The following is a 25187-nucleotide window of genomic DNA, read 5'->3' as shown; positions in this document are numbered from 1 at the left end:
CCACAGACCGCGATCCGCCCGCAGGGCAGCGATCCGCCCGCAGGGCAGCGAACCGGCGGAGGGCATCGACTCGGTGGGTGCCACGTGCTGGTCCGCGGGGCAGCGGCCCGGTGGACGGCAGCGACCCGGCGGGCGGCACGTGCGTGGTCCGTAGGGCGAGCGCAGCGAACCGGTGGGCGGTACCCGCGTGGTCCGCACGGTGATGACGGGGAAGGAACGGTGACGCACGGCATGAACAGGCACCTGGGCCGGCACACGAGCGGCCGTCCGAGCGACCACGCCCGGACGGAGCGGCCGGACATCCAGCTGCGCGTCGACCTCGGGGGTGATCTGAGACCGCACCGCAGCGCGAAGATCGAGGCACACCTCCGGGTCGACGTGACCGCCGGCGGCGCCCCCGCCGAGCTGCCCGCGATCGAACTCGCCGTGATCATCGCGGTCGACGTCGCCGAGCCCCTCCGGGCGGCCGTCCGGCACGCCCTGCCGGCCGCGCTGCGCGCCCTGCCCGACGGCATCTCCTTCACCGTGCTCGGCGCCGGGCCCGAACCGGTCCGGTGCCACCCGGCGGGCGACGCCGAGTGGGCCGTCGCCGACGAGCGCGAGAAACGCCGGGCCGCCTTCGCCATGGGCGCGATCCCGCTGCACCGGGACGGTCCGCGCCCCGCCGGATACGCCGCCTGGGCGGCCGGATCACGCGCCCTGCTAGCCGCCCGCCCGCTGTCCGTACGCCATCTGCTGCTGATCACGGACGGCAGCAGCGCCCCGGGCGAGACCCGCCTCGACGAGGAACTCGACGCCTGCGCTGGGCAGTTCACCTGTGACGTGCTCGCCGTGGGCGCGGACTGGGCCCCCGAACCGCTGCTGACGCTCGCCGAACGGCTGCACGGCACCGCCGAGTTCGTGGACGACGGCCTCGGCGCGGCGATCACCGCCGCGATCCGGCGGCTGCGCCGGGTGCACACCCCCCAGCTGCCGATCGAGGTGACCGTACGGCCCTCGGTGCGGCAGGTCGCGCTGAACGAGAAGGCGCCCCGGCCGCACCGCCTCGGCGGACTGCCCCAGCCCGGCCGGCCGCACCGCTGGAGCTTTCCGACGTACCAGTGGGAGGAGGGCGGACGCGACTACCTGCTCACCCTCGTCGCCGACGCCGACGGCGACCCGTTGGAGACCTGGCTGCAGTTCGCCATGGTCTCCGTCGGCGACGTCCACGCGGCCGTCACCGCCCGCTGGCACCGCCCCGAACTGCCGCCGCCCGACATACCGGCGGGCGCCGCCAGCGTGCGCGACCAGAAGTCCACCACCGTGATGCGGGAGGCCCTGCGCCGGGGGCTCGTCGCTCTCGGGGAGGAGCAACGGGACGCCGCCAAGGGCCACTTGGGTCGGGCCGCGCGCCTGGCGGACCGGTTCGGCACGGACTGGGTGCTGGACGAGATCCGCGCGGTCGCCGACATCGAGGACGCGCCCGCGGGGCGGGTCCGGCTGCGCCACGCCGTCGACGCCGACACGCTCGGCCCGATGATCCTGCGCGCCGGGTCCCGTCCCGTGCCCCTGACCGACACCGCCGGTCCGCGGCCGGGCCCGCGCTGCGGCCGGTGCGCCACGCCGGCCGGGGGCGAGGCCCGTCACTGCATCGCCTGCGGCCAGAGGCTGCTGTGACGACCGGACGCGCGGGCTCCCTGAGCGGCCGGTCCCCCGCCCCGGACGACGACGGCGCTCCCAGCCCGGACGACGACGGCGCTCCCGGCCGCTCCGACGCCGACCGCCGGGCCCGGGCCGCCCGCGCCGGCTCCCGGAGCGAGCACCCCGGGTACTCCCGGGACTCCCCGTACTCCCGGTACGTCCTGCACGCTCCCTCCTCCCTCGGCGCCTTCTGGCGTGAGCGTCTGCGCGGGCGGCGGACCCGGTGGCTGCTGGAGGCGCATCTGCTGGTGCTGACGGTGTGCGCGCTCGTGGCGGCCGGCGCCCTGTTCGTGTCCTGCCGCCAGATCCAGGGCGGCGCCCAGGCGCTCGCCACCGAGGAGGCGCCGGCCGTGCAGGGGCTCGCCGCCACCCGGCTCGCGGTGCTGCGCGCTGACTACGAGGCCCGGGTCCTGGTGGACCTGGGCCTCGCCGACGTCGCGGGCTCGGGCGAGGTCTACCGGGCCCAGCTCTCCGCCGCCGACCAGGGACTGTCCAGGATCGCCGACCGGACGGACCAGGACCTCGGCACCGTCAACGGGCTGCTTGCCACCTACAGCAACTCCATCAACTCCGGTACGTACATGTACCGGGACCGGCCGCTCATGCGCGAGCAGAAGCTCGCCGAGGCACGCTCGCTGCTCATCCGGTCGGACGTGGGTCTCGTACCCCGCCTGGACGACATGCAGGGGATCCAGACGGAGCACGCCGAGGCCATCGCCACCGAGGGGTGGTTGCAGCGGAGCGGCTGGTGGCTCGCCGAACTCGCCCTGGCGGCCCTGGCACTGACCCTGCTGTCCGCGCTGTTCGTGCTGCGCGACCGCTGCGGCCGCGACTGGAACCCCCACCTCCTCGCGGCCCTCGTCCTGACCGTGCTGCTCGGGATCGTGCCACTGCTGACCATGTCGTCCGCCCAGGACGACCTCGACAGCGTGGTCGGGGACCTGCGGGAGATCACCGACGTCTCCCAGCGGCGCAGCAGCGGTCCGGAGTTGGAGGACTTGCAGCAGACCGTCACGGACACGTCCGAGGACATCCGGCATGTCCTGGCCGACGACACCTGGACCGAGCGGGTCTACCAGGGCACCCTGACCGGCGGCCTGCTGCTCGTCGTCCTGCCCGTGGTGGGGCTCGGTCTCCGGCTCGACAGCGACTACTGGAGGCGACGGTGACCCGGCGGTTCAAGGTGCTCGTGTTTCTCGTGGTGCTGCTGCTGGTCTCCGCCGGCAGCATGGTGGTGGTCTGGTCGCAGCGGGACGAGGAGCCGGTGACCATTCTCGGGCCGTGGACCGACGAGCAGGGGGATCAGTTCGAGGACGTGCTGCGGGGCTTCGGCATCCCCTTCGAGTACCAGGGCACCGCGGCCCAGCGCGAGGTGCTGCTGTCCAAGGTGCAGTCGGGGGAGCCCCCGGACATCGCGATCATGCCGGGCGTCGGCGAGCTCGCCGAGTACGCCGCCCAACACCGCCTCAAGCGGTTGAACGACCTCTACGCGGAGGAGGAGTACGGGGCTCCCTGGAAGCCGGTGAACGAGCCCTCGGAAGACGCGTACTGGGTGCCGGTCAAGGCGGACCTGAAGAGCATCGTCTGGTACCGCGAGGGTGACAGGCCGGCCGACTCACCGGCCCCGGCGGCGAGTTGGTGCGTCGGCATGGGGGACGACGGCGCCTCTGGCTGGCCCGGCAGCGACTGGATCGAGGACCTCGTGCTGCAACGGGAGGGCCCCGAGGTCTACGGCAGATGGGCGCTGGGCGACGACGCGGTGCCGTGGACCGGGACAGCGGTGCGCAGCGCGTGGGAGGCGTGGGCCGGCCTGCTCCGGCAGGACCGGGAGGCGGCCGAGCGCGCCCTGCTCACCGATCACCGCGGTGACCCCAAGGGGTACGGACTGTTGTTCGACGGCCCGGGGGGATGCGCCCTGGAACACCAGGGTTCCTTCGCCCGCTCCTTCTACGGCGAGAAGCGACAGCGGGCAGGCCTGATGGATTCCGCTCCCCTGCTGCCCGGGGGCGGCTACCCGGTCCGGGCCCACGAGGTGACCGGCGACTTCGCCGCGCTGTTCAGCGACCGCCCGCAGGCCCAGGACCTGATCGAGCGGCTGGCCTCCCGGGAGGGGCAGCAGAAGTGGGCCGACTCCGCCGACGTCTTCTCGGCGAACCGCCGGGTGCGACCGCGGGACCGCCCCGTCGAGCGGGAGATAGCCAAACGCCTCACCGGCACGGGCCCCCGCTGCCTCGACGCCTCCGACGTCATGCCCCCCGCCGTCCGCGACGCCTTCTACGAGGCCGTCCTGCTGACCATCGCCCGCGCCGCCGCCGGCGAGAACCTCGACCTGCCCGGCCTCCTCACGGACGTACAGAAGGTCACAGCCGCACAGCCCGACCGCCGTCCGGCGCTGCGGGCGGTGTGCAGTGCGTAGTGCGTAGTCAGTGGGCGGGAATCCCCAGCCCCCCGGGCGGGGAAGGAAACGGGAGACCGTCAACAGGCCACCAGGACGCACCTCGCACTCTGGTGAAACCGTTACGGATCATTCCGGCAGAAACGCCGGGATTGCCGAGAGCACTTGGTGATCAAAGCAACGGCTATCCCTCCGGGGCCGGGCGGCCGGCTGCCGTTCCCGGCACGACGAGGCCCGTCTCGTACGCCACCACCACGGCCTGCGCGCGGTCGCGGAGGCGGAGTTTGGCGAGGATGCGGGCGACATGGGTCTTGACGGTGGCCTCGCTGAGGCGGAAGTGGGCGGCCAGTTCGGTGTTGCTGAGGCCGGTGGCGAGGGACCGGAGGACCTGCAGTTCGCGAGGGGTGAGCGGGGCCAGGTCGCGGTGGAGGGCGGGGGTCTCGGGGGTGGGTGTGACGAAGCGTTCGATCAGGCGGCGGGTGATGGCGGGGGAGAGGAGGGCGTCGCCGGTGCGGGCCAGGTGGACGGCGGCCACCAGGTGTTCGGGGGTGACGTCCTTGAGGAGGAAGCCGCTGGCGCCGGCGGTGAGGGCGGCGTAGACGTAACGGTCCAGGTCGAACGTGGTCAGCATGACGACGCGGGGCGGGTCGGGGAACGTACCGGAAAGGATGCGGCGGGTGGCCTCCAGACCGTCCGTGCCCGGCATGCGGATGTCCATCAGGACGAGATCGGGGCGCGTGCGGTGGACCGCTTCGACGGCCTGGTCGCCGTCGGCCGCCTCGGCGACCACGTCGATGCCGTCGGCGGAGAGGATCATGCCGAAGCCGGTGCGGACGAGGGCCTGGTCGTCGGCGATGACGACCCGGGGGCGATCGGCACCTGCGGGGCTCGTGGCGTGGGGGTGGCCGGCCGCCGTCATGAGCGTTGCCCGGGGGGTGGGTTGCCGGTGTCCGTGGGGCCGCCGGGCCGGTCCGCAGCGGGCGGATTTCCTGCGGCTCGGTCCCGGGTGACTGGGGGGCCGTCGGGTGGGGCCGCCGTGGGCGGGTTCCCCGCGGGCGGGTACGCGGCGGGCGTGCGCCCGGTCGGTCGGTCTGCGGCGGGCAGGTCCGCGGCGGACAGGTCTACGGTCGATGGGTCTTCGACGGGTGGGTCCCCAAGGGACGGGTTCCCGTCGGGTGGGTCCATGTCTGCTGAGTCTGTGGCCCTCGGGTCTGCTGAGTCTGCGGCCGTCGGGTCTGCGGCCGCAGAGTACGCGGCCGTCGGGTACGCGGGGGGTGGGGCCGCTGGGCGTGGGCGCCCTGTCGGTGCGTTCCCGTCGGGCCGGTTCCCGGAGGGGGCGTCGTCGAGCGGTATGACCGCCTGTACGCGGTAGCCGCCGGTCGGGCGGGGGCCGGTGCGGAGGGTGCCGCCGTGGACGGCGAGGCGTTCGCGCAGGCCGAGCAGGCCCCGGCCCGTGCCGGACGCGGCCGAGGGGGCGGGGGTGCCACCGGTGTCCGTGATCTCCAGGCGGACCTCGGTGGGTGTCTGGTCGACGGTGACCCGCACCCGGGCGCCCGCGGCGTGTTTGACGGCGTTCGTCAGGGCCTCCTGGACGACGCGGTACGCGGCCAGGTCGGCGCCCGGAGACAACGGGGACGGTGTGCCGGTGACGCTCAGTTCGACGGGGACGCCGGAGGCGCGGACCCGGGAGGTGAGGGCCGGGAGCCGGTCGAGGCCCGGTTGTGGAGCCAACTCCGTGTCGACGGCCGGCCCCGCCCACGCATCAGCCGCCCCGGGCCCGGCCCAAGAACCGTTCGGCCCGGCCCGATAGCTGCTTGGCCCGTCCCGACCAGCCGGGCCGGCCCAGGAACCGCTCGACCCCGCCCGGTAGCCGCTCGACCCCGCCCGACCAGTCGGACCCGTCCCGGCGGTCGCGGCCTGATCGTGTTCGGTCATGGTCAACAGGCCCATCACATGGCGCAGTTCGGTCATCGCCGTACGGCCGCCCGCCTCGACGGCGAGAAGGGCCTCGCGCGCCCGGTCGGGGGCGGCGTCCATCACCTTGCGGGCCGCGCCCGCCTGGATCACCATCACGCTCACATGGTGGGTGACGACATCGTGCAACTCCCGTGCGATACGGGACCGTTCGTGTTCGACCGCGAGCCGCGTCGCCGCTTCCTGCTGCTCCTGGAGTGCGTGCACGCGCTGCTTCCAGGTGTGGAGCGCGTTGGCGGCGAGCCCCACGCCGAGCAGCACGAGGAACGGGATGACGGCCGGGGTGACGTACGGGAAGTTCTCCTCGACGAAGGCCGCGATCAGGGCGGCGCCCGCCACCAGACTGGTGAGCGCGCGCAGCCGGTACGGGCTGTGGACGGCGGCGCTGTACGCGGCGACCAGGCACGTCAGGAACGTGTACACGGTCGTGTCGCCCGCGCCCAGGCGCTGGTTGAACAGCATCGTCGTGACGATCACCGCCCAGAACGCGGTCAGCGGGTAGCGGCGGCGTACGAGCAGCGGCAGCGCGGTCAGGGCGGCCAGGAGCAGCTGCCAGGCATGGACCCCGCCGAGCTCGTGCCCGGGATACATGGGGGACGGCAGGGGCGGGGGTGGCGGCACCGGCACCACCGGCTCGCCTCCCGGAACCGGCGTCACCACCTTGTCCGGCAGCTGCGGGACCGCGCTCATGTCCTGCGACAGCGCGGCCCCCACCGTGCAGGCGGCCAGGAGGAGGGCGAGGGACGCGTCGGCCGTCCACGCCCACAGGGACGGGCGGGGCAGCGGGCCCGTGGTGTGGAGGAGCGTCGACAGGCCACTCCGCCAGGGGCGCACGAACACCGCCCGCGCCCTCGCCCGGACCCCTCTCGCCCGCGCCCCCGCCGCCTTCGCCCGCGCCTCCCCGCCGTCCATGGGATCAGTGTGGCAAGCGGCGACGGCGGTCACATCCCTCGTGGTGAGGACGGGCCGTACATCAACCGCGTACATCTCCGGGATGACGTGCGCGCGGTGTCCGTCCGGTACGGCAGAAGGCCTCGCCGTCGAGGGCGACGACCGCGCGCCGGGCCGTCCCTAGCGTCGGGGGCCACACGTCAACCACCTATCTGGGGAGGCTCCGTGGCCACGACCACGACCCCGTCCACCGCCGTGCCCGCCACCACCGCCCCACCCGTCATCGACATCCGTGAGGTGAGCAGGGCGTACGGCGGCGAAGGGCCGCCGGCGCTCGACGGGGTCTCGCTGCGGGTGCGGGCCGGGGAGGCGGTGAGCGTCATCGGGCCGTCGGGGAGCGGCAAGTCGACGTTGCTCAATCTGATCGCCGGGCTGGACCGGCCGAGTTCGGGGAGCGTCACCGTCGACGGGGTACGGGTGGACCGGCTGGGCGAGGCCGGGTCCGCGCGGTACCGGCGGGCCAAGGTCGGCATGGTCTTCCAGTTCTTCAACCTGCTGGACGACCTGACCGTCGCCGACAACGTGCTGCTGCCCGCCCAGCTGGCCGGCCTGCCCAAGGCCGAGGCGCGTCGGCGTGCCGCGGGCCTGCTGGAGTACCTCCGCATCGACCGGCACGCCGACGCGTATCCCGGCCGGCTGTCCGGCGGCGAACGGCAACGGGTCGCCGTGGCCCGCGCGTTGATGAACCGCCCGGCCCTCCTGCTCGCCGACGAGCCCACGGGCGCGCTCGACACCGCGTCCGGCGACGACGTCCGGGCCCTGCTCACCGAACTCAACGCGGACGGCCAGACGATCGTCCTCGTCACCCACGACCTGCGCCTCGCCGAATCCTGCGCCGGCCGGACGGTGGAGCTGGTCGACGGGCGGGTCGTGCGCGACACGGTTCGGGAGTACGGCGGACGGGCCGGCACCGGACACGCTGTTCCGGCCACCTCAAGCACCTCAAGCAGCCCGGACCCGTCGAGCACCTCAAGCACCTCAAGCACCTTGGGCCGCTCGGGTGCGACGGGGGTGGAGCGTTGAGTGCCCTCGGGCGGGTGGTGCGGGCCGGGGTGGGACGGCGGCGGGTGCAGACGGTGGTGATGGTGCTGACCACGCTGATGGCCGTCACCGCGTCGGTGCTCGCGGCCGGGCTGCTCGTCGCCTCGCGGGCACCCTTCGAGCGGGCCTTCGCGGAGCAGCGCGGTGCGCATCTGGCCGGTCAGTTCGACGGTACGAAGGTGACGGCCGCGCGGCTCGCGGAGACCGCCGACGCGCCCGGTGTGACGGCCTCGGCCGGGCCCTTCCTCACCCTCTCGGCACGGGCCCGCACCATCACGGGGTCCGACTTCGTGCCGGCCGGGGTGGATCTTCCGCCGCTGACCGTCGTCGGCCGGGAGGAAGCGGGCGGACCGGTCGACGAGATCGAACTGACCGAGGGTTCCTGGGCCACCCGACCGGGCCAGATCGTGCTGGCCGCCGACAGCGTCCCCCTACGGCCGGGCGACCGCCTGAGCTTCCCCGACGCCTCGGGCGGCCCGGCCCTGACCGTCGTCGGGATCGCCCGCTCGGTGACGGGCACGGGCGACGCCTGGGTGACTCCGGCACAGGCGGAGGCGCTGGCGGGGACGCCGACGGGGACCGGCGCGCAGAGCGGCGACAGCGCCGGTGGTGGAGGCGGTACGGCCTCGTACGAAATGCTCTACCGCTTCCGCCACGCCGCCACCGACACCGAAGTCGCCGTCGGTCGTGCCGCGATCGTGGCGGCCGTGCCGGACGGGGCGATGAGCGGGGCCCGGTCCTACCTGACGGTGCGGCAGGAGCAGACGGCGAACGCGATGGCGTTCGTGCCGTTTCTGGCGGCCTTCGGGGTGCTCGGGCTGTCTCTGTCGGTGCTGGTGATCGGGATCGTGGTCGGTGGGGCCGTGGGGGCGGCCACCCGGCGGATCGGCGTCCTCAAGGCGCTCGGGTTCACGCCCGCGCAGGTCGCACGGGCGTATGCGGCCCAGGCGTTGGTGCCGGCGGCGGTCGGCTGCGTCCTCGGGGTGGCGCTCGGCAACGCGCTCGCCGTGCCGGTGCTGGCCGAGGCCGGGGAGGCGTTCGGCGCGTCGGCCGGGGGGATTCCGGTGTGGTTGGACGTCGTGGTGCCCGGCGCCGCGCTCGTCCTGGTCGCGGCAGCGGCCGTGGTGCCCGCGCTGCGTGCCGGGCGGCTGCGGACGGTGCGGGCGATCGCGGTCGGGGGCGGGTCCAGGGACGCGGGGCGCGCACGGCTTGGACGCGGGCGGCCGGCGGGGCGGTTGCGGCGGTTCGCGGCCCGGCTGCCGTTGCCGAGGGCGGTCGGCCTCGGGCTGGCGCACCCCTTCGCCCGGCCGGCGCGGTCGGCGACGGTGGCCGCGGCGGTCGCCTTCGGCGCCCTGTCCGTCACCTTCGCCGTCGGGCTCGCCCTGACGCTGGGCGCGGTCCAGGAGGGCCGCATGATCGACCCGGCCGGATCGGTCGTGGTGGAGGCGGGCGGCGGGCAGGGGCCGCCCGGGGCCGAGGTGGTGCATGCGGACGGGGGCAGCGGCGCGGGGGAGAGGGCCGATCCGAAGGCCGTGACCGCCGTGCTGCGGGCGCGCGAGAGCACCGGACGGTTCTATGGCACCGCCCAGGCCCAGGTCGCCGCCTCCGGGATCACCGGTGCGACGACCGTCGTGGCGTACGAGGGCGACTCGGCGTGGGGCGCCCCCGAGCTGGTCTCGGGGCACTGGCTCGACGGGCCCGGTCAGGCGGTGGTCACCTCGCGATTCCTGACGGCCGCCGGGATCGGGGTCGGGGACACGGTGACCCTCAGTGAGAAGGGCCGGCGGGCCACCGTACGGATCGTCGGCGAGGCCTTCTTCACCCAGGGCGAGGGCATGGTCCTGCTCACCTCGACCGCGACCCTCACCGAACTCGGGCTCGGCGTGGAGGCGTTGCCGGGCCGGTTCCACGTACGGACCGAGTCGGGCACCGACCCGGCGGCGTACCTGGACTCGCTGAACCGCGCGCTCGACGAGGCCGGCGTCACCGCCATAGCCCGCGCCGACACCGCCGACTCCTCCAGCGTGATCGTGGCCATGGACGCGCTCATCGGGATGCTCACGCTGATGCTCGTCGTGGTCGCCGGGCTCGGCGTCCTCAACACGGTCGTCCTCGACACCCGCGACCGTGTCCACGACCTCGGCGTCCTCAAGGCGCTCGGCATGACACCCCGCCAGACCGTCGCCATGGTCGTCACCTCCGTCGCCTGGGTCGGCCTGCTCGCGGGACTGGTCGCGGTTCCTGCCGGGATCGCGCTGCACCGGGCCGTCACCTCCCTCATGGGCGATGCCATCGGCATGACCCTGCCGGCCACGGACATCGCCGTGTACGACGGTGCCGTGCTCGCGTCCCTCGCGCTGGGGGGACTGGTCATCGCGGTGACGGGGGCGCTGCTGCCGGCGGGCTGGGCGGCGAGGGCGAGTACGGTCGCGGCGCTGCGGACGGAGTGAGGGGCGGAGCGAAGCCGGGCACGGCCGCCCCTCCGGCCTCCCGCGGCAGACCGCTCACACAGCCCTGTCCTTCGCCGTCCCCGCCCTCCTCCCCGTCCCTGCCGTCCCCACCGTCAGGCCGCCCACGATGAAGCGCTGGAGGGCGGCGAAGACGCAGACCACCGGGACGCTGATGAGGGTCGCGGTGGCCATGAGGGCGCCCCAGGCGGTGCCGTAGGTGCCGACGAAGGCGTTGAGGAGGACGGTGACGGGCTGGACGTCGGGTGTGGAGGCGAGTGTGAGGCCGAAGACGAACTCGCCCCAGGCGATGAGGAAGGAGAGGGCGGCGACGGCGATCACACCCGGCGCCATGATCGGCAGGACCACCCGCAGCAGTACGCCCACCGGACCGCACCCGTCGACGAGCGCCGCTTCCTCCAACTCCCTCGGCACACCCCGCAGTACGGGCCGCAGCACGATCACCGCGAAGGGCAGCGTGAGCGTGGTGTCGGCGGCGATCAGACCGGCGTACGTGTTGTCGAGACCGGCCCGGCGTTCCAGGATGAACAGCGGGGCCGCCAGCACGATGCTGGGCGGGAGCTGGGCGATCAGCAGCGCCAGCACCATGGTGCCGGAGCCGCGCATGGGGACGCGGGCGAGGGCGTAGGCGAGGGGGACGCCCAGGACGAGGGTCAGGGCGACCACTCCGCCGGCGATGACGAGGCTGTTGAGCAGGGCGCGGAGCAGGGCGTCGTCGGAGAGGACGGTCGAGTAGTTCCGTGTGGTGGCGGGGGCGGGGAACCAGTTCGGGGTCTCGGCGAGGATGCGGTCCGCCCTGGTGAGGCTGGTGTTGACCATCCAGTACACCGGCAGGAGGAAGACGGCGGTGATCAGCGCGGCGGCCACGGTGAGCGGCCACGGCCGCTCGCCTCTCGCTCGGTGCGTCATGCCGCCTCCCCCTCCCCGCGCAGCCGCCGTACGTACGACACACCCGCCACCAGCGGTACGAGCAGCAGCAACAGCCCTGCCGCCGCGCCCTCGCCGAAGCGGAAGAACTTGAAGAAGACCTCGTAGACGTAGACCGACAGGACGCTGGTGGCGTCGACCGGGCCGCCGCCCGTCATCACGAAGACGAGGTCGAAGACCTTGAACGTGTAGACGAGGCCGAGGAGAAGGACGGTCACCGAGACGGAACGCATCAGCGGGACGGTGATCCAGCGGAACCGCTGCCAGGCGTTCGCGCCGTCGAGGGCGGCTGCCTCGTGGAGTTCCGGGTCGATGGTGTGCAGGCCGACCAGGAGCAGCAGCATGTTGAACGGCACGCCCACCCACACGTTGGCGAGGATCACGCCGGCCAGGGCGGTGCCGGGGTCGGTGAGCCAGTCGTGGGCGAGGGCGTCCGGGCCGATCGCGCGGAGCAGCGCGTTGTAGGCGCCGGAGTCCTGGTCGAGCATCCAGCGGAACAGGGTGCCGCTGACCACCGGGGGCAGCAGCCAGGCCACCAGCAGGAGGGACCGGAGCAGGCCGTTGAGGGGGAACGGCCGGGCGAAGAGCAGCGCCAGGGCGAAGCCGATCGTGAACTGCAGCAGCAGCGAACCCGCCGTGAAGACCAGCGACAGCCGTACGGCGTGCCAGAAGTCCGGGTCGGCGACGGTGGTCCGGTAGTTGTCGAGGCCCACGAACGGCGCCGAACCACCGAGCAGTTCGGACAGGCGTACGTCGTGCACGGACATCCAGACGTTGTAGAGCAGCGGATACGCCAGGACGAGGGCCAGGAAGACCAGGCCGGGGAGGGAGAACAGGTAACCGGCACGTCGGCGGCGGGCGGAGAGCGAGGCCGTGGGCCGGGGACCGGGTCGGCCGCCTCGCACGCCTCCGCCCCTTACACCTCCGCCTTTCGCCCTGCCCCCTCTCAGGCCTCTCCCTCTCGCCCTTCCCTCCTTCGACCCTCCTCCTGTCACCGTTGCTCCAGGGCCTTGTCGAGTTTCGTCGCGGTGGTCCTGGCGACGGCCGTGGGGGAGGCCGTGCCGGTGAGGACGGACTGTTCGGCCTCGGCGACGGCCTGGGAGGCGTCGGCGTAGCCCGGACCGTACTGGCGCGGGCGGGCGAGGGGCAGCTGGCCGAGGAAGACCCGCAGGGCCGGGTCGGAGGCCCAGGTGCCGGTGTCCGCGAGGTCCTTGCGGGCGGGGAGGTTGCCGAGCCCCACCAGATACGGCACCAGGACCGACGGCTGCTGGGTGTACTCCAGGACCTGCCACGCCTTGTCCTGGTGGTCGCTGCTCGCCATCACCACCCAGTTCTCGCCGCCCAGACAGGTCGCCGCCTCCCGGTCGCGGGGCAGCGCGACGACGCCGTACTCCATGTCCGTCTTCTTGATGGTGGGCAGCTGCCATGGACCGTTGATCTGCATCGCGGCCCGCCCGTTGACGAACCGGGTGTTGACGTCCTGCTGCGTCCAGCCCACGCACTGCTCGGACAGCGAGCCCTTGGCGACGAGGTCGTCGAGGAAGGCGAGCGCGGTCGCGCCGTACGTGGCGAAGGTGTCCAGGTCGCCGCCGGCCTGCCACAGGAACGGCAGGAACTGGAACACGCCCTCCTCCGTCCTGATCGCGCTCATCGCGAGCCCGAACCGCTCGCCGCTGGTCAGCCGCTGGGCGGTGTCGGCGAGCTGGTCCCAGGTGGCCGGCGGCTCCACGCCCGCCGAGTCGAGCATCCGGGTGTTGTAGTAGAGGGCGAGGCAGTTGCTGTTGTTGGGGATGCCGAGGCTCTTGCCGTCGACCTGGCAGCCGTCCCAGGGCCCCTTGTAGTACTGGTCGGCCTGCCCCCACTCGTCGACCTGCTCGGTGAGGTCCGCGAGCAGACCGCTGCCGGCGAGCGAGTTCATGGACACGTTGTCGACGATGGCGATGTCGGGGAGGTCGCCGGAGACCGCACCCAGGGTGATCTGCCGTTCGAGGTCGGCGAAGGGGAACGTACGGCGTTCGATGCGTACGCCGGGGACCGCGGCCTCGATGTCCTTGATCAGCCGGGTGAAGGCGGGCAGGAAGTTGTCCAGGGTGAAGTAGTCCCACCAGGTGAGGGTGACCGTGCCGCTCTCCTTGTCCGAGCCGCAGCCGGCCAGTGCGGAACCGAGACCGAGTGCGGCGGCGCCCGCACCGGCGGCGCGCAGGAGAGCGCGACGGTCGACGGGGTGAGACATGTGCTGCTCCCTGAAGGTCGGGGACGAGGAACGGGATCGGGGTCGGGGTCGGGGTCGGGAATGCGGAGGGGGAGAGGGGAAGGGCTCAGGCTTCGGAATCCGGCAGGTCCGGGAACTGGTCGAGGTCGGGGAACTCCCGTTCGGGTTCCGAGCCGGGCACCGGGCGGCAGGGGCCGGTGCTGGCCCGGAGGGAGATCAGGGGTTTGAGGAGGACGTGCCGAGGCGTCGAGTCCGGCGCGGTGAGGCGGCGGACGATCAGGTCGACGGCCACCCGGCTCATCTCCTTGGCGGGGATCTCGGCGGCGGTGAGCTGCGGGTTCACCTGCTCCGCCCAGTGGCCGGCGGCCACACCGACGACCGAGAAGTCGCGCGGGACGTTGCGGCCGCGCCGGAGGAGACCGCGGTAGAGGCCCTCCAGTGCCGCCTCGTTCATGGTGACGAGGGAGGTGGTCGACGGGTCGTCCAGCAGGATCCGCTCCAGGACCGACTCGCCGGCGGTGACCTCGTCGTCGCAGAGGTACGCGTTCGGGGTGAGCACCTGCTCCGCCATGGCCTTGGTGTAGCCCTCCAGGCCGAGGTGGGCGAAGCCGTAGCCGCTCTCGAAGAGCTGTTCGGACCTGTTCACGAAGGCGATCCTGCGATGGCCCAGATCGGCCAGGTGGTAGACGCAGCCGCGCGCCAGCCCCGCGAAGTCCAGGTCGACCCAGCTGGTCTCCTCCGCCCTGCTGTTGCGGCCGATCGTCACGTACGGGAACCCGGCCCTCGCCAGGTGCTCCACCCGGTCGTCCTCCAGCTTGATCTCCATCACGATCACCCCGGCGACCCGGCCCCCGTCCACCATCCGCCGGAACGAGCTGTCGCCCGCGCGGTCGGCGGGCGACACCCACACGTCGTAGTCGTGCGCCGTCGCCGCCTCCACCACGCCACCGATGAACGCCAGCTGCATGCCGGTGTAGTCACGGTTCCGGCCGGCGGGGGGATAGACGAGGCCGAGGGCGCGGGCGGAGGGCGCGGGGTCAGCGGTTGCCGTGGAGGACGAAGCAGGGGCCGCGGCAGTGGAGGACCAAGCGGGGTCAGCGGTGGTGGAGGGCGGCGCAGGGTCAGCGGCCGTGGGTGACGAAGCAGGTGCGCCGGTGGTGGAGGGCGAAGCAGGGTCAGCGGCGGGTTTGGCGCCGGTCGCGGTCCTGGCCGGCGCGGCGGCAGGCCCGTCGCAGGCTTCCGGCCCGCCGCGTCCGGGCAGGGTGGGCCGGCCCGGCGAGGCAGCCGCACCCGCCGGCGGGCCGCCACCCGTTCGGGGCCCCCTCCTCGCCCGGGCGCCCGCGCCCGCCGCCGGACCCGCGCCGATCCCCGTCCCCGCGCCCGCCGCCGGACCCGCGCCGATCCCCGTCCCCGCGCCCGCCGCCGGACCCGCGCCGATCCCCGGCCCCGTCCCCGGCCCACACCCGACCGGCCGCGCCCCCGGCTCGTTTCCGGGGCGGCGCGGGGCGGCGGCGGGCGCGGGGTGGCCGGTCATCGTCAGGTGGCCGGCAGGGGCTGTTCGGCCCAGATGGTCTTGCCGGTGGAGGTCTGGCGGGTGCCCCAGCCCTGGGTGAGCTGGGCGACCATGTGGAGGCCGCGGCCCCCCTCGTCGTAGGCGCGGGCGCGGCGGAGGTGGGGGGCGGTGCTGCTGGCGTCGGAGACCTCGCAGATGAGGGTGCGGTCGCGGATGAGCCGGAGGCCGATGGGGACGGCGCCGTAGCGGATGGCGTTGGTGACCAGTTCGCTGACCACGAGTTCCGTGACGAACGCCGCCTCCTGCAGGCCCCACACGGCCAGTTGGCGGGACGCCTGCGCGCGGGCGTCCGCCACGATCGCCGGGTCGGACGGCAGGGACCACGCGGCGACCTGGTCCGTGTGCAGTGCGCGCGTGCGGGCGAGGAGGAGCGCCACGTCGTCGTCCGGGGTGTCGGGCAGCAGCGCCTTCAGCACGGTGTCGCAGATGACCTCCAGGGAGGGGACGGGGGAGGAGAGGGCCTCGCACAGCCGGTCCTGGCCCAGTCCGATGTCGTGGTCGCGGGCCTCGACCAGCCCGTCGGTGTAGAACGCGAGGAGGCTGCCCTCGGGCAGTTCCACCTCGGTCGACTCGAAGGGCAGACCGCCGACCCCCAGCAACGGGCCCGGCGACAGCCTCACCACCTCGACCGTGCCGTCGGGATACAGCACCGCGGGCGGCGGATGGCCCGCGCTGGCGAGGGTGCAGACCCGTGAGACCGGGTCGTAGACGGCGTAAAGGCAGGTCGCGCCGATCTCGGCGGCGGACGGCATCTCCAGGTCCTCGGGGGCACTCTCGTCGTCGTAGGTGAGGTGGGTGACGAGGTCGTCGAGGTGGGTGAGCAGCTCGTCCGGCGGGAGGTCGACGTCGGCGAGCGTACGGACCGCCGTGCGCAGCCGGCCCATGGTCGCGGAGGCGTGCAGACCGTGCCCGACGACATCGCCGACGACAAGGGCGACCCGGGTACCGGAGAGCGGCACCACGTCGAACCAGTCGCCGCCGACCCCCGCCCCCGAACCGGCCGGCAGATACCGGTACGCCACCTCGACCGCCGCCTGCCTGGGCAGCTCGCGGGGGAGCAGGCTGCGCTGGAAGGTGAGCGCGTTGGTGCGTTCACGGGTGTACCGGCGCGCGTTGTCCACGCCCACCGCCGCCCGGCCGGCGAGTTCCTCGGCGAGGACCAGGTCGTCCGGCTCGAAGGATTTCGAACCGCGCCGACGGGCGAAGAACGCCACCCCGAGCGTGATCCCCCTGGCCCGCAGCGGCGTGGACATGACCGAGTGGAACCCGAATCGCCGGACCCGGTCCTTCCGCGGCCCGTCCTCGGTGACCCACCGCAGGTAGTCGGGATCGTCGACCCCGCTGATCAGTGGTTTCCCACTGGTGAGCGCACGGGCGGGCGGGGAGAACGGGGGATAGGCGTCGATCTCACCGAGCGGCACGGCGGCCTCAGGCACGCCCTCGTACGTGGACCGGTGCGCGGTCCGGCGCAGCGCGACGGCGGTGTCGACCGGCCCCGGGGCCGGTTCCTGGCCGCGCAGCACGGAGTCGAGCAGGTCCACGCTGACGAAGTCGGCGAGCCGGGGGACCGCCAGATCGGCCAGCTCCTGGGCCGTGCGGGACACGTCGAGGGTGCTGCCGATACGGGTGCCGGCCTCGTTCAGCAGCGCCAGCCGCTGCCGGGCCCAGTGCTCCTCACTGCTGTCGAACGTCGCCGTGCCGACGGCACACACCTCGTCCGTGGCGGGGTCCCTGACCGGCCACATCTCGGTGACCCAGGCCTGCTGACGCGAGGAGAACGGGCCGGGCGTGGTGCGCTCGTAGCGCATGGGCCGGCTCTCCTCCGCCACCTGCCGGACGAGCTCCAGAAACTCCTTCTCGGCCGTCTCGCCCGGCGATTCGCCCGACAGCTCGGTGTTCAGCCGCCATCCCTCCGCCCCCCGGGTGAACGTCGACATGCCCAGCGGCGACTGGGTGTGCGACCACTCGACCGTCCGCCGGGCGACATCCGTGGCGGTGGCGGTGGCGGTGGCGGCGGTGGCAGAGGTGCCGTCGGAGGTGGTGTCGGCGGTGGCGGTGACGACATAGCCCCGCGTCTCTCCGTCTGCGCCCAGGGAGGGCGAGCAGCGCAGGACCAGCGGGACACGGTGACCGTCCCGGTGCCGGAGCACCGCCGTGCCACTCCCGCCCCGCTGCGGGTGGCCGCCTTGCGCGTCGCGCGAATCGAACAGCTCGTCCGCCGCCCGCCCCACCACGTCCGTGGCGCGGTGGCCCAGCAGCCGTCGAGCCCCCTCGCTCCAGCCCGTGACGAGGCCCTGGGGGCTGATGGTGGCCGTGGCGGGTTCGGCCGCGTACGCGTGGTGACCGGACGCCTGATCGGAGACCGGCCTGGCTGTATCCATTCCCGCTCAGTTCACGCCGGACGTGTCACTCATAGATCTCAGCCTGCGCGCTGCGCCAAAAACGGACAAGTCGGACTCGCCTCGGGGTGTGAGGGGGTGAGCTCTTACCCCTGGCCGGCTCTCTCCTGTCCCTCGCTTGTCCTCGCACTGGTCGAGACGGCTGTCGGCGCCGGGACATACGTCTTCGCCCGGTCGCGGGCCGGGCGCGTCACCGCCCGCCGTCTCCACAGCATCGTGGGGACAGGGGACAGGGGACAGGGGACAGGGGACCGCCCGTGAACTCACCGGGTTCACGGGCGGTCCGCCCGGAGGGTCTCGACCGCCCGGTACCCGCAGGTGACCGACCCCGGTGGCATCCCGCCGAGATCGGGCAGTCGGTCAGCGGGCCGTCGGCAGGGGATCGGACACCTGGGCGAGCACATGGTCGACCAGGCTCAGCAGTATGTCCCGACAGGCGTCGCGCTCCCGGGCGTCGAACACGCACACCGGCGATGTCGGGGGAAGAGCTAGAGCACCGCGGATCTGTTCGACGCTGTAGTGTGGCCGGCCCTCGAAGCGGTTGACGGCCACGACAAAGGGGATGCCGCGTTTCTCGAAGAAGTCGATGGCGGCGAAGCTCGACTCCAGGCGCCAGGTGTCCACCAGCACCACCCCGCCGATGGACCCGACCGCCAGGTCGTTCCACATGAACCAGAAGCGCTGCTGGCCGGGTGTACCGAACAGGTAGAGCACCAGGTCGGAGGTGAGCGTGATGCGGCCGAAGTCCAGGGCGACCGTCGTGGTCGTCTTGGCTTCCACGCCGATCACGTCGTCCACCCCGACTCCCGCTGCGGTCAGTCGTTCTTCCGTACGCAGCGGAGCGATCTCACTGATGGCGGCGACCATGGTCGTCTTGCCGACGCCGAACCCGCCGGAGATCAGGATCTTCACAGCCTCGGGGGCGTTGTCAGAGCCGGGCAAGGCCGTTCCTCACTTTCTGCAGCAGGGCGATCTGCGGGCTTTCGACCGCGTGGATGGGCGGGCGGGCGAGGATCCTGCCTTGTTCCAGCAGGTCCGAGAGCAGGATGGCCGTCACGGAGACCGGCAGGTTCAGATAGGCGGAGATCTCGGCGACAGCCAGTGGCTGCGCACACATGCGCAGGATGTGCAGGTGCTCCGGCTGCAAGCCGTGGACGACGGACGGCAGGGGCTGTTCGACCGTCGTCACCAACGTGATGAGTGTGAAGTCGTTCCGGCTGGGCCGGGTACGGCCGCCGGTCAGCGTGAACGTCCGTACCATCCTCCAGGAAGTGCCCCCCTCGGGCTGTGCCCAGGACTCCTGGGGGCCGCCGTTCACCGCTCGAAACCGAGCACACCGGGCGGGGCCGCGAAGCTGGCGCGGGGGGCCGCACCGAGGTGTTCCCCGACCTTCTTCACCAGCATGTTCATCTCGAACGCCACCACGCCGACATCTGCCTGTGCCTCGGTCAACACGGCGAGGTGCGCGCCCGCGCCGGCCGATGTGAGGACGAGGAAGCCCTTCCGCATCTCGAGCAGCGACTGGACGACCGACCCGCCGTCGAAGTCGGCGCAGACGCCCCGGCCCAAGCTCATCAGCCCCGACACGGTCGCGGCCAGTCGCTCGGCCTCGGGCCTGGGGAAGCTCGCGGACTTGCTGACCACCAGCCCGTCCTCGGACACCACGACGGCGAATCTCACACCGGGTACCTGCTGTACGAGGCCGGTCAGTAGGAAGTCGAGGTTGTTGGAGGTGGCGGGGGCGCGGTGGGGGTAAACGGTCATCGGGGGGCCTTCGTCGGTGCGGAGGAATTGTGGTCGGTGAGGGCGTGTGCCCCGAAGTCACGGGCGTGCACGGTGCCGCGCTGGAAGGCGGACATCGTCCTGGCGACCTGCTCCGCCTGCGGCAGCGGATCGGGGCCTGACGGGAGAGCGTTGGCGGGGGGCGGGTCACGGCGCAGCTCTTCGGCCAGGCTCGCCTGCGGGACGCGCTGCGGCAGGAGCGGAGCACCGTGGAAGGGGACGGAGGTCCCTGGGGGCGTGGTCGCCGTAGGCCCGTCCGCCAGGAAGGTGCTCGAAGCCGGTGTGGTGGCAGGGCGGCGCATGGGGGTGAACACGGAGGGCCGCTCCGACGCCGACTGCTCGTCGTGGTGGAGAGCGGTGTGGGCGCCCGCTTGCGCGGTCGTGCCGACGATGGCCGCCACGGGCTGGGTGTTCGCCACGGGCGTCGCCGCGGGGTCCGGGGCCTCCGGGGAGTCCTCGATCAGAAGTTCCGAGGGGATCAGGATCACCGCCGAGGCGCCACCGAACGGTGAGGAGCGCAGCGTGACCCGGATACCGTGCTGGGTGGCCAGCCGGGCGATCACGAAGAGGCCGAGGCGGGTGTCGTCGGCGAGGGCCAGGACGTCGAACGGCGGGGGCTGGGCGAGTCTCTGGTTGGCCTCGGCGTACTCCTCCTCACTCATGCCGAGCCCGCGGTCCTCGATCTCTACGGCGAGCCCCTTGCTGACGTACTCCGTCCGGACCCACACCGGGCAGACGGGATGCGAGTAGCTGGTGGCGTTCTCCATGAGTTCCGCCAGCAGGTGGATCACGTCGGCCACGGCGTGCGCGGACAGCTTCAGCCGCTCGTCGGCGTGCACCGTGATGCGCTGGTAGTCGGCCACCTCGCCGACGGCGCTGCGTATGACGTCGATGACGGTGACCGGCTCAGTCCAGCGGCGGCCGGGCTGCCCCCCGCTGATGATCACGAGGTTCTCCTCGTAGCGGCGCATCTGACTTGCCTGGGAGTCCAGCTCGTAGAGCCCCTTCAACACGTCGGGATCCTGGTGCTCGCGCTCCATGGTGTCCAGCAGGCTCAGCTGGCGGTTCACCAGGTTCTGGGTGTGCCGTGCCACGCCCAGGATGGCCTTCTGGAAGCCGCGGCGGGCGTCGGCGAGACTCACGGCGCTGCGCAGTGCGGTGCGCTGGGCGGAGTTGAAGGCTTGGGCGACCTTGCCGAGCTCGTCGTCGCCGTAGGCGAGGTCCGCCGCCTCCGACTCGACGTCGACGTTCTCTCCTCGGTTGAGCCGGTCGATCAGGCTGGGCAGCCGGGTGTCGGCCAGTTCCAGGGTGGCTCTGCGCAGGCCGGCCAGACGCCGCATCAGGGAGCGGGTGACCCGCCAGGACAGCAGGGTCACGACGATCACGGCGACGAGCCCCGCCCCACTGGTGAGGAGACCCTGCCACAGCAGGGAATCGGCTCGCTCCTGGCTTCGGGCGACGAGGGCGAGGATGGGGTCGACCGTGACCTTCTGCATCTGCGGGAGGATCTCGGCCAGGGTGCCGGGCCACTGTCGGGCCACCGCGGGCAGGCCGGTGCTGTCGCCGTTCCGATGGGAGATGACGGCATCCTCGATCTTCTCCATCGTCTTCCACGCCTTGCCGCTGGTGAGCTTCTTCACCTCCGCCAGGTGCCGGGCGTCCAGGTCGCGGGGCAGGTTCGCCAAAAGGTGGCGCCGGGCCCCCACCGCGTAGGCGAAGGTGGCCCGGTCCTGGGAGCTCATTTGCCCGCTCGCGACGGCGGGTGCCAGCGTGGCGTCCCCAAGCTGGAGCTGTTCACGGGCATCGATCAGGTTCGCGACCGGAATGCCCGCGATCATCAGGGACGCCTCGGTCACCCGGAAGGCGTGGGCAGTACCGACGATCTCGGCGTTGATGACGCGGGTGAACGCCGCGGAGGCCGTCCGGGCGTCGGTGGATCGGTTGTCGATCCGGGCCCGCAGGTCGGTCAGATCCAGTTTCCGCATGGCGTCCAGGACCGGCTGGAATGCCTCCTTGGACGTCTCCGGGGCGTCCTTCAGCGCGGCGGGAAGCCCTGCCATCTCGGCCACGGCGACGTCCGTCTTGCGGCGCTGCGCCTTCATGGCGTCGTGTGAGGCGTTCGGGTCGGCCAGCCAGACCGTGCTGAGCGTCCGTTCCCGCGCTGCGGCGTCGATCATGTCGCCGAACGGCTTGGCGACGGCCATATTGATGGCGAATTCGGCGCGTAGGCCGAAGCCCTCTGACAGCACGCGGGCGCTGGTCGTGGCCCAGAGGCCGCCGAGGGTCAGGCTCGGAACCAGGGCGAGTAGCAGCAGCGAGGCCCGTATGGACCGGAGACGCTGCAGGGCAGGAGTCCGTGAGGGCATCGGGCGTCCTTTGGTGCAGGGGGACGAGCGCGACAAGCGGATTCAGAAATTCCGCTTCGCGACAGTGCTGAGGATGCTAAGCGACCTCTGGGCAGGAGTCAGCAAAGTCTGAAATCTTTCCTGATGTCAGGATCATCACGATCATTTACGACGCCCGAGAGCGCCGAAGGCCGGCTCACCGTCGCCCGCGGCAGTGATGAACTGGTAGCCGCGCTTGGGCGGGCAACTCCGGTCCGAGCGGTAGCTGACGCGTCGGCCGTTGATGTCCTGGGACTCGGAGCCGCCGAGGAGATGCTCTCCGTCCCAGTAGGAGTCGGATGCGGCGCCGTCGCAGGCGGTGGGCTTGGCCCCGGTTGAGTCGTCGCCGATCGGATTCGGCCGAGTGCCGTTGCAGTAATGGGTGGAGGCGCAGTTCGCCGGCCGTTTCACCGTCCGCATGACGTGATCATGGCTCTCTCGTCGCGAGCCGGCCCTTTTCCGGCCGACCCAGGTGTGAGGCCCCGTTGCCCAAGCCTTTACTGCCTGAGGTTCCCCGAGATGCGGGGAAGGTCACTCTCCCTCGTCCCCTTCAACCGGCGTGACCGGCAGGGGCGTTGACCCGCCCAGGGAGCGCCAGCAGAATGAGCCCGCACACCCTTGAGAGCGCTCTCAGAACTGCTCGGCTCCGGGCGCGCCCTCAGGCCCGCACTTCCAAGGGAGACCCATGACCGGCAGCAACGACAGCACCGGCATGACCGGCGCGACCCGCAGACACGGCCCGGCAGGTCCGGAAGGCCCGACTTCCCCGGCGTTCGGCCGCCGGGCGCTCCTCGGCGCCGGCCTCGGGGCCGCGGCGGCGCTCACCGTCGTCGGCTCCGGCCCGGCCCACGCGGCGCCCCGGGCGGCCGGGGCCTCGGCCCGGCGGCGCGGACAGGCCTTCCTCGCCGCCGCCATGGACGCCTACCCCGACCACGGCGCCATCCGGCTGACCCAGAGCTACACCGACCAGGCGGGACTGTTCAGCACGGCGTTCACGTACGACAACGCGCTCGCGATCCTCGCCCACCTCGCCGTGCGCACGGCGGACGGGCGGGCCAGGGCGGTGGCGCTCGGGGACGCGCTGATCCACGCCCAGGAGCACGACCCGGCGTACGACGACGGCCGGCTGCGCCAGGCGTACAACGTCGGTCCGTACGTCTACTACGACGGCGTACCGCAGCCGGACGGGTTCGTGCGGGCGGACGGGACGGCCAACGTCGGCACCCAGTTCGGCTTCACGGGGACGGCCGTGGGGGACATGGCCTGGGCGGGGATCGCGTTGAGCGCGCTGGCCCGGCGGACCGGGGCCCGGCGGTTCCTCGCCGCCGCGGTGCGGATCGGGGAGTGGATCGAGCGGACCGGCCGTACCGACGAGCCCCTGGGCGGCTACAAGTTCGGTGTGAACGGGGCGAACGAGAAGCTGCCGTTCACCTCGACCGAGCACAACACCGACCTGGTCTGCCTGTTCGGACGGCTCGCCCGGCTCACCGGCGACCGGGTGTGGGTGACGCGGCGCGCGCGGGCCGAGGCCTTCGTGAAGCGGATGTGGGAGCCGGCGCAGGGTGCGTCGGGCGGCTTCTTCTACACCGGCACGAACGACGGAGTGACCGTCAACAGGTCGCCGATCCCCGAGGACACCCAGACCTGGACCCACCTCGCGCTCGACTCCGGCCGGTACACGCGCTCCCTCGACTGGGCGGCCCGGGAACTGGCCGTCCTCGACCACGCCGAGCGGCGCAACAGCACGGTCCCCGCCGGGCAGTCGTACGAGGGTGTCACCTTCAGCTCCGCGAGTCTCCTCGCGAACGAGGACGCGCCCATCGCCGAGTTCCAGCCCAGGCCGAACCGCGAAGGCGTCTGGTTCGAGGGCACCGCCCACCTCGCGCTCGCCCTGCGCGACCGGGGCGCGCGCGGCGACGAGACCCGCGCCCGGCGCCTTCTCGACTCCCTCGAACGCGCCCAGGACCAGCTCGGCACCGCCCAGACCGTCGGCGGCCGAGCCCTGCCCGCCCGCTCCGGCATCGTCTCCGCCAGCAGCCCCCTCGACACGGGCTTCGGCTTCGGCTACTACCCGTACCGGCACACGGGCGCCACGGCCTGGTACCTGATGGCAGCGGTGCGCGCGAACCCGCTGCGGGCCTGACAGGTGCGGGCGTGGACGGTGGTGCGGAAGGGGGGCGGAGCGGCGTAGTCGAGGAGTCGGTGCGAAGTCTCCGGCGTGAACGACTACCATCCCGGCCGTAAACAGTCGATGGAAAACGGGATGCGGGCCGGCGGTCGTCGGTACTGCTGGTCGTCGTCGGCGGTCCGTGGACGGGATGGGGTTGGTGTCGTGGTGGAGGCTGGGCCTCGGGTCGCTGTCGCCGTGGTGACGATGGGCAATCGGCCCGCCGAGGTGGACGCGTTGCTCGCCTCCGTGGCCAAGCAGGACATCGCGCCCGAGCGGATCGTCGTCGTCGGGAACGGCTGCCCTCTCCCCGAGTTCGCCGAACGGCTCGGCCTGCCCGGCGAGGTCACGCTCATCGAGGTGGACGAGAACCTCGGCTGCCCCGGCGGCCGGAACGTCGCCCTCGAACGGCTGCGGCAGTTCGGGGACGTCGACGTCGTCGTCGAACTGGACGACGACGGGCTGCTCGTCGACGCCGATGTGCTGCGCCGGGTAAGGGACTTGTACGCCGCCGACCCCCGCCTCGGCATCGTCGGCTTCCGCATCGCCGACGAGCACGGCGAGACCCAGCGGCGGCACGTGCCGAGGGTCGGCGCCAAGGACCCGATGCGCGGCGGGCCGGTCACCGGGTTCCTCGGCGGCGGACACGCCCTCTCCATGGCCATGCTCGGCGAGACCGGCGACTGGGCCGCCGAGTTCTTCTTCGCGCACGAGGAGACCGACCTGGCCTGGCGGGCGCTCGACGCCGGCTGGACCGTGCTCTACGCCCCCGAACTGCTCCTCCAGCACCCGAAGACCTCACCCGCCCGGCACGCCATCTACTACCGAGTCAACGCCCGCAACCGCGTCTGGCTCGCCCGCCGCCGCCTCCCGCTCCCGCTCATCCCCGTGCACCTGGGGGTGTGGGTCCTCATCACCCTGCTGCGGATGCGCTCGGTGGGCGGGCTGAAGGCGTGGTTCAGCGGCTTCGTGGAGGGCTGGCGCGAGTCGGGCGGCGAGCGTCGGCCCATGAGCTGGCGGACGGTGTGGCGCCTGACGCGGCTGGGACGGCCACCGATCCTGTAGGCCCAACCGGCCTGCCCGGCAACCGACTCGGCCTCTCCGGTGACCGAACCGGCCTGCCCGGCAACCGACTCGGCCGCTCCCGCGACCGAACCGGCCTGCCCGACCGCCGATTCGGACTGCTTCGCGACACACGAGTGCCCCGGTCGTTCACCTCCGACGACCGGGGCAC

General features: G+C 72.7%; 18 protein-coding genes and 1 pseudogene. 7 read left to right on the top strand and 12 right to left on the bottom strand.

The window, feature by feature from the left end:
* The first annotated feature begins 231 nt into the window (after positions 1 to 231).
* The 3 genes from OG622_RS21740 to OG622_RS21730 are packed head-to-tail and all read left to right on the top strand — an operon-like array spanning position 232 to position 4096.
* Entirely contained in the window at positions 232 to 1656 is a 1425-nt protein-coding gene (locus tag OG622_RS21740; RefSeq protein ID WP_371578272.1) for a VWA domain-containing protein, read from the top strand.
* The gene (locus OG622_RS21735; protein WP_371578271.1) at positions 1653 to 2849 is read left to right on the top strand and encodes a hypothetical protein; all 1197 of its coding nucleotides are present in this window, start codon (positions 1653 to 1655) and stop codon (positions 2847 to 2849) included. Before OG622_RS21740 ends, OG622_RS21735 begins: the two co-directional genes overlap by 4 nt.
* Positions 2846 to 4096 (top strand): carbohydrate ABC transporter substrate-binding protein, encoded by a 1251-nt coding sequence (locus OG622_RS21730; RefSeq protein WP_371578270.1) that lies wholly within the window; start codon positions 2846 to 2848, stop codon positions 4094 to 4096. The genes OG622_RS21735 and OG622_RS21730 overlap by 4 nt, the downstream gene beginning before the upstream one ends.
* A gap of 163 nt (positions 4097 to 4259) precedes the next feature.
* On the opposite strand, the gene OG622_RS21725 is transcribed toward OG622_RS21730, so the two are convergent.
* The gene (locus OG622_RS21725; protein ID WP_371578268.1) at positions 4260 to 4994 is read right to left on the bottom strand and encodes a response regulator; all 735 of its coding nucleotides are present in this window, start codon (positions 4992 to 4994) and stop codon (positions 4260 to 4262) included.
* Between the two features lie 419 nt (positions 4995 to 5413).
* Positions 5414 to 6961: pseudogene (locus tag OG622_RS21720) on the bottom strand (sensor histidine kinase); the annotation flags it as partial.
* Positions 6962 to 7165: 204 nt separating this feature from the next.
* Here OG622_RS21720 and OG622_RS21715 point away from each other — a divergent pair.
* A complete protein-coding gene (locus OG622_RS21715; RefSeq protein ID WP_371578266.1) occupies positions 7166 to 8023 on the top strand; it encodes an ABC transporter ATP-binding protein in 858 nt (285 codons plus the stop codon).
* On the top strand, positions 8020 to 10491 hold the full coding sequence (locus OG622_RS21710; RefSeq protein ID WP_371578264.1) for an FtsX-like permease family protein: 2472 nt from the start codon (positions 8020 to 8022) through the stop codon (positions 10489 to 10491). The genes OG622_RS21715 and OG622_RS21710 overlap by 4 nt, the downstream gene beginning before the upstream one ends.
* 54 nt (positions 10492 to 10545) lie before the next feature.
* Here the strand turns inward: OG622_RS21710 and OG622_RS21705 are convergent, their stop codons facing one another.
* The 10 genes from OG622_RS21705 to OG622_RS21660 all read right to left on the bottom strand — a co-directional run bounded on the left by OG622_RS21705 (position 10546) and on the right by OG622_RS21660 (position 22206).
* Complete coding sequence (locus OG622_RS21705) at positions 10546 to 11418, bottom strand: carbohydrate ABC transporter permease (protein WP_371578263.1); 873 nt, start codon at positions 11416 to 11418, stop codon at positions 10546 to 10548.
* The gene (locus OG622_RS21700) at positions 11415 to 12341 is read right to left on the bottom strand and encodes a carbohydrate ABC transporter permease (protein WP_371578261.1); all 927 of its coding nucleotides are present in this window, start codon (positions 12339 to 12341) and stop codon (positions 11415 to 11417) included. The genes OG622_RS21705 and OG622_RS21700 overlap by 4 nt, the downstream gene beginning before the upstream one ends.
* Positions 12342 to 12427: 86 nt before the next feature.
* Positions 12428 to 13669 (bottom strand): extracellular solute-binding protein, encoded by a 1242-nt coding sequence (locus tag OG622_RS21695; protein WP_371578259.1) that lies wholly within the window; start codon positions 13667 to 13669, stop codon positions 12428 to 12430.
* A gap of 85 nt (positions 13670 to 13754) precedes the next feature.
* A complete protein-coding gene (locus tag OG622_RS21690; RefSeq protein ID WP_371578257.1) occupies positions 13755 to 14615 on the bottom strand; it encodes a LacI family DNA-binding transcriptional regulator in 861 nt (286 codons plus the stop codon).
* A 569-nt stretch (positions 14616 to 15184) separates the two neighbouring features.
* Positions 15185 to 17602: a SpoIIE family protein phosphatase gene (locus tag OG622_RS21685; RefSeq protein WP_371578255.1), complete on the bottom strand. Its 2418-nt coding sequence runs from the start codon at positions 17600 to 17602 to the stop codon at positions 15185 to 15187.
* A 378-nt stretch (positions 17603 to 17980) separates the two neighbouring features.
* Entirely contained in the window at positions 17981 to 18562 is a 582-nt protein-coding gene (locus tag OG622_RS21680) for an ATP/GTP-binding protein (RefSeq protein WP_371578254.1), read from the bottom strand.
* A complete protein-coding gene (locus OG622_RS21675) occupies positions 18549 to 18881 on the bottom strand; it encodes a DUF742 domain-containing protein (RefSeq protein ID WP_371578253.1) in 333 nt (110 codons plus the stop codon). The genes OG622_RS21680 and OG622_RS21675 overlap by 14 nt, the downstream gene beginning before the upstream one ends.
* Positions 18882 to 18934: 53 nt before the next feature.
* Complete coding sequence (locus OG622_RS21670) at positions 18935 to 19384, bottom strand: roadblock/LC7 domain-containing protein (protein ID WP_371578251.1); 450 nt, start codon at positions 19382 to 19384, stop codon at positions 18935 to 18937.
* Positions 19381 to 21768 (bottom strand): nitrate- and nitrite sensing domain-containing protein, encoded by a 2388-nt coding sequence (locus tag OG622_RS21665; protein WP_371578249.1) that lies wholly within the window; start codon positions 21766 to 21768, stop codon positions 19381 to 19383. The genes OG622_RS21670 and OG622_RS21665 overlap by 4 nt, the downstream gene beginning before the upstream one ends.
* 141 nt (positions 21769 to 21909) lie before the next feature.
* Positions 21910 to 22206 (bottom strand): hypothetical protein, encoded by a 297-nt coding sequence (locus OG622_RS21660; RefSeq protein WP_371578248.1) that lies wholly within the window; start codon positions 22204 to 22206, stop codon positions 21910 to 21912.
* A 265-nt stretch (positions 22207 to 22471) separates the two neighbouring features.
* On the opposite strand from OG622_RS21660, the gene OG622_RS21655 reads away from it, so the two are divergent.
* Positions 22472 to 23929, top strand: coding sequence for a Tat pathway signal sequence domain protein (locus OG622_RS21655; RefSeq protein WP_371578246.1), 1458 nt, complete (start codon positions 22472 to 22474; stop codon positions 23927 to 23929).
* Between the two features lie 189 nt (positions 23930 to 24118).
* Positions 24119 to 25018 (top strand): glycosyltransferase family 2 protein, encoded by a 900-nt coding sequence (locus OG622_RS21650; RefSeq protein WP_371578244.1) that lies wholly within the window; start codon positions 24119 to 24121, stop codon positions 25016 to 25018.
* Positions 25019 to 25187: the final 169 nt, after the last annotated feature.

This window comes from Streptomyces sp. NBC_01314 (genome assembly GCF_041435215.1).
In the GTDB taxonomy this organism is placed as follows: Bacteria; Actinomycetota; Actinomycetes; order Streptomycetales; family Streptomycetaceae; genus Streptomyces.
This window is presented reverse-complemented; position numbering and strand designations above follow the sequence as displayed.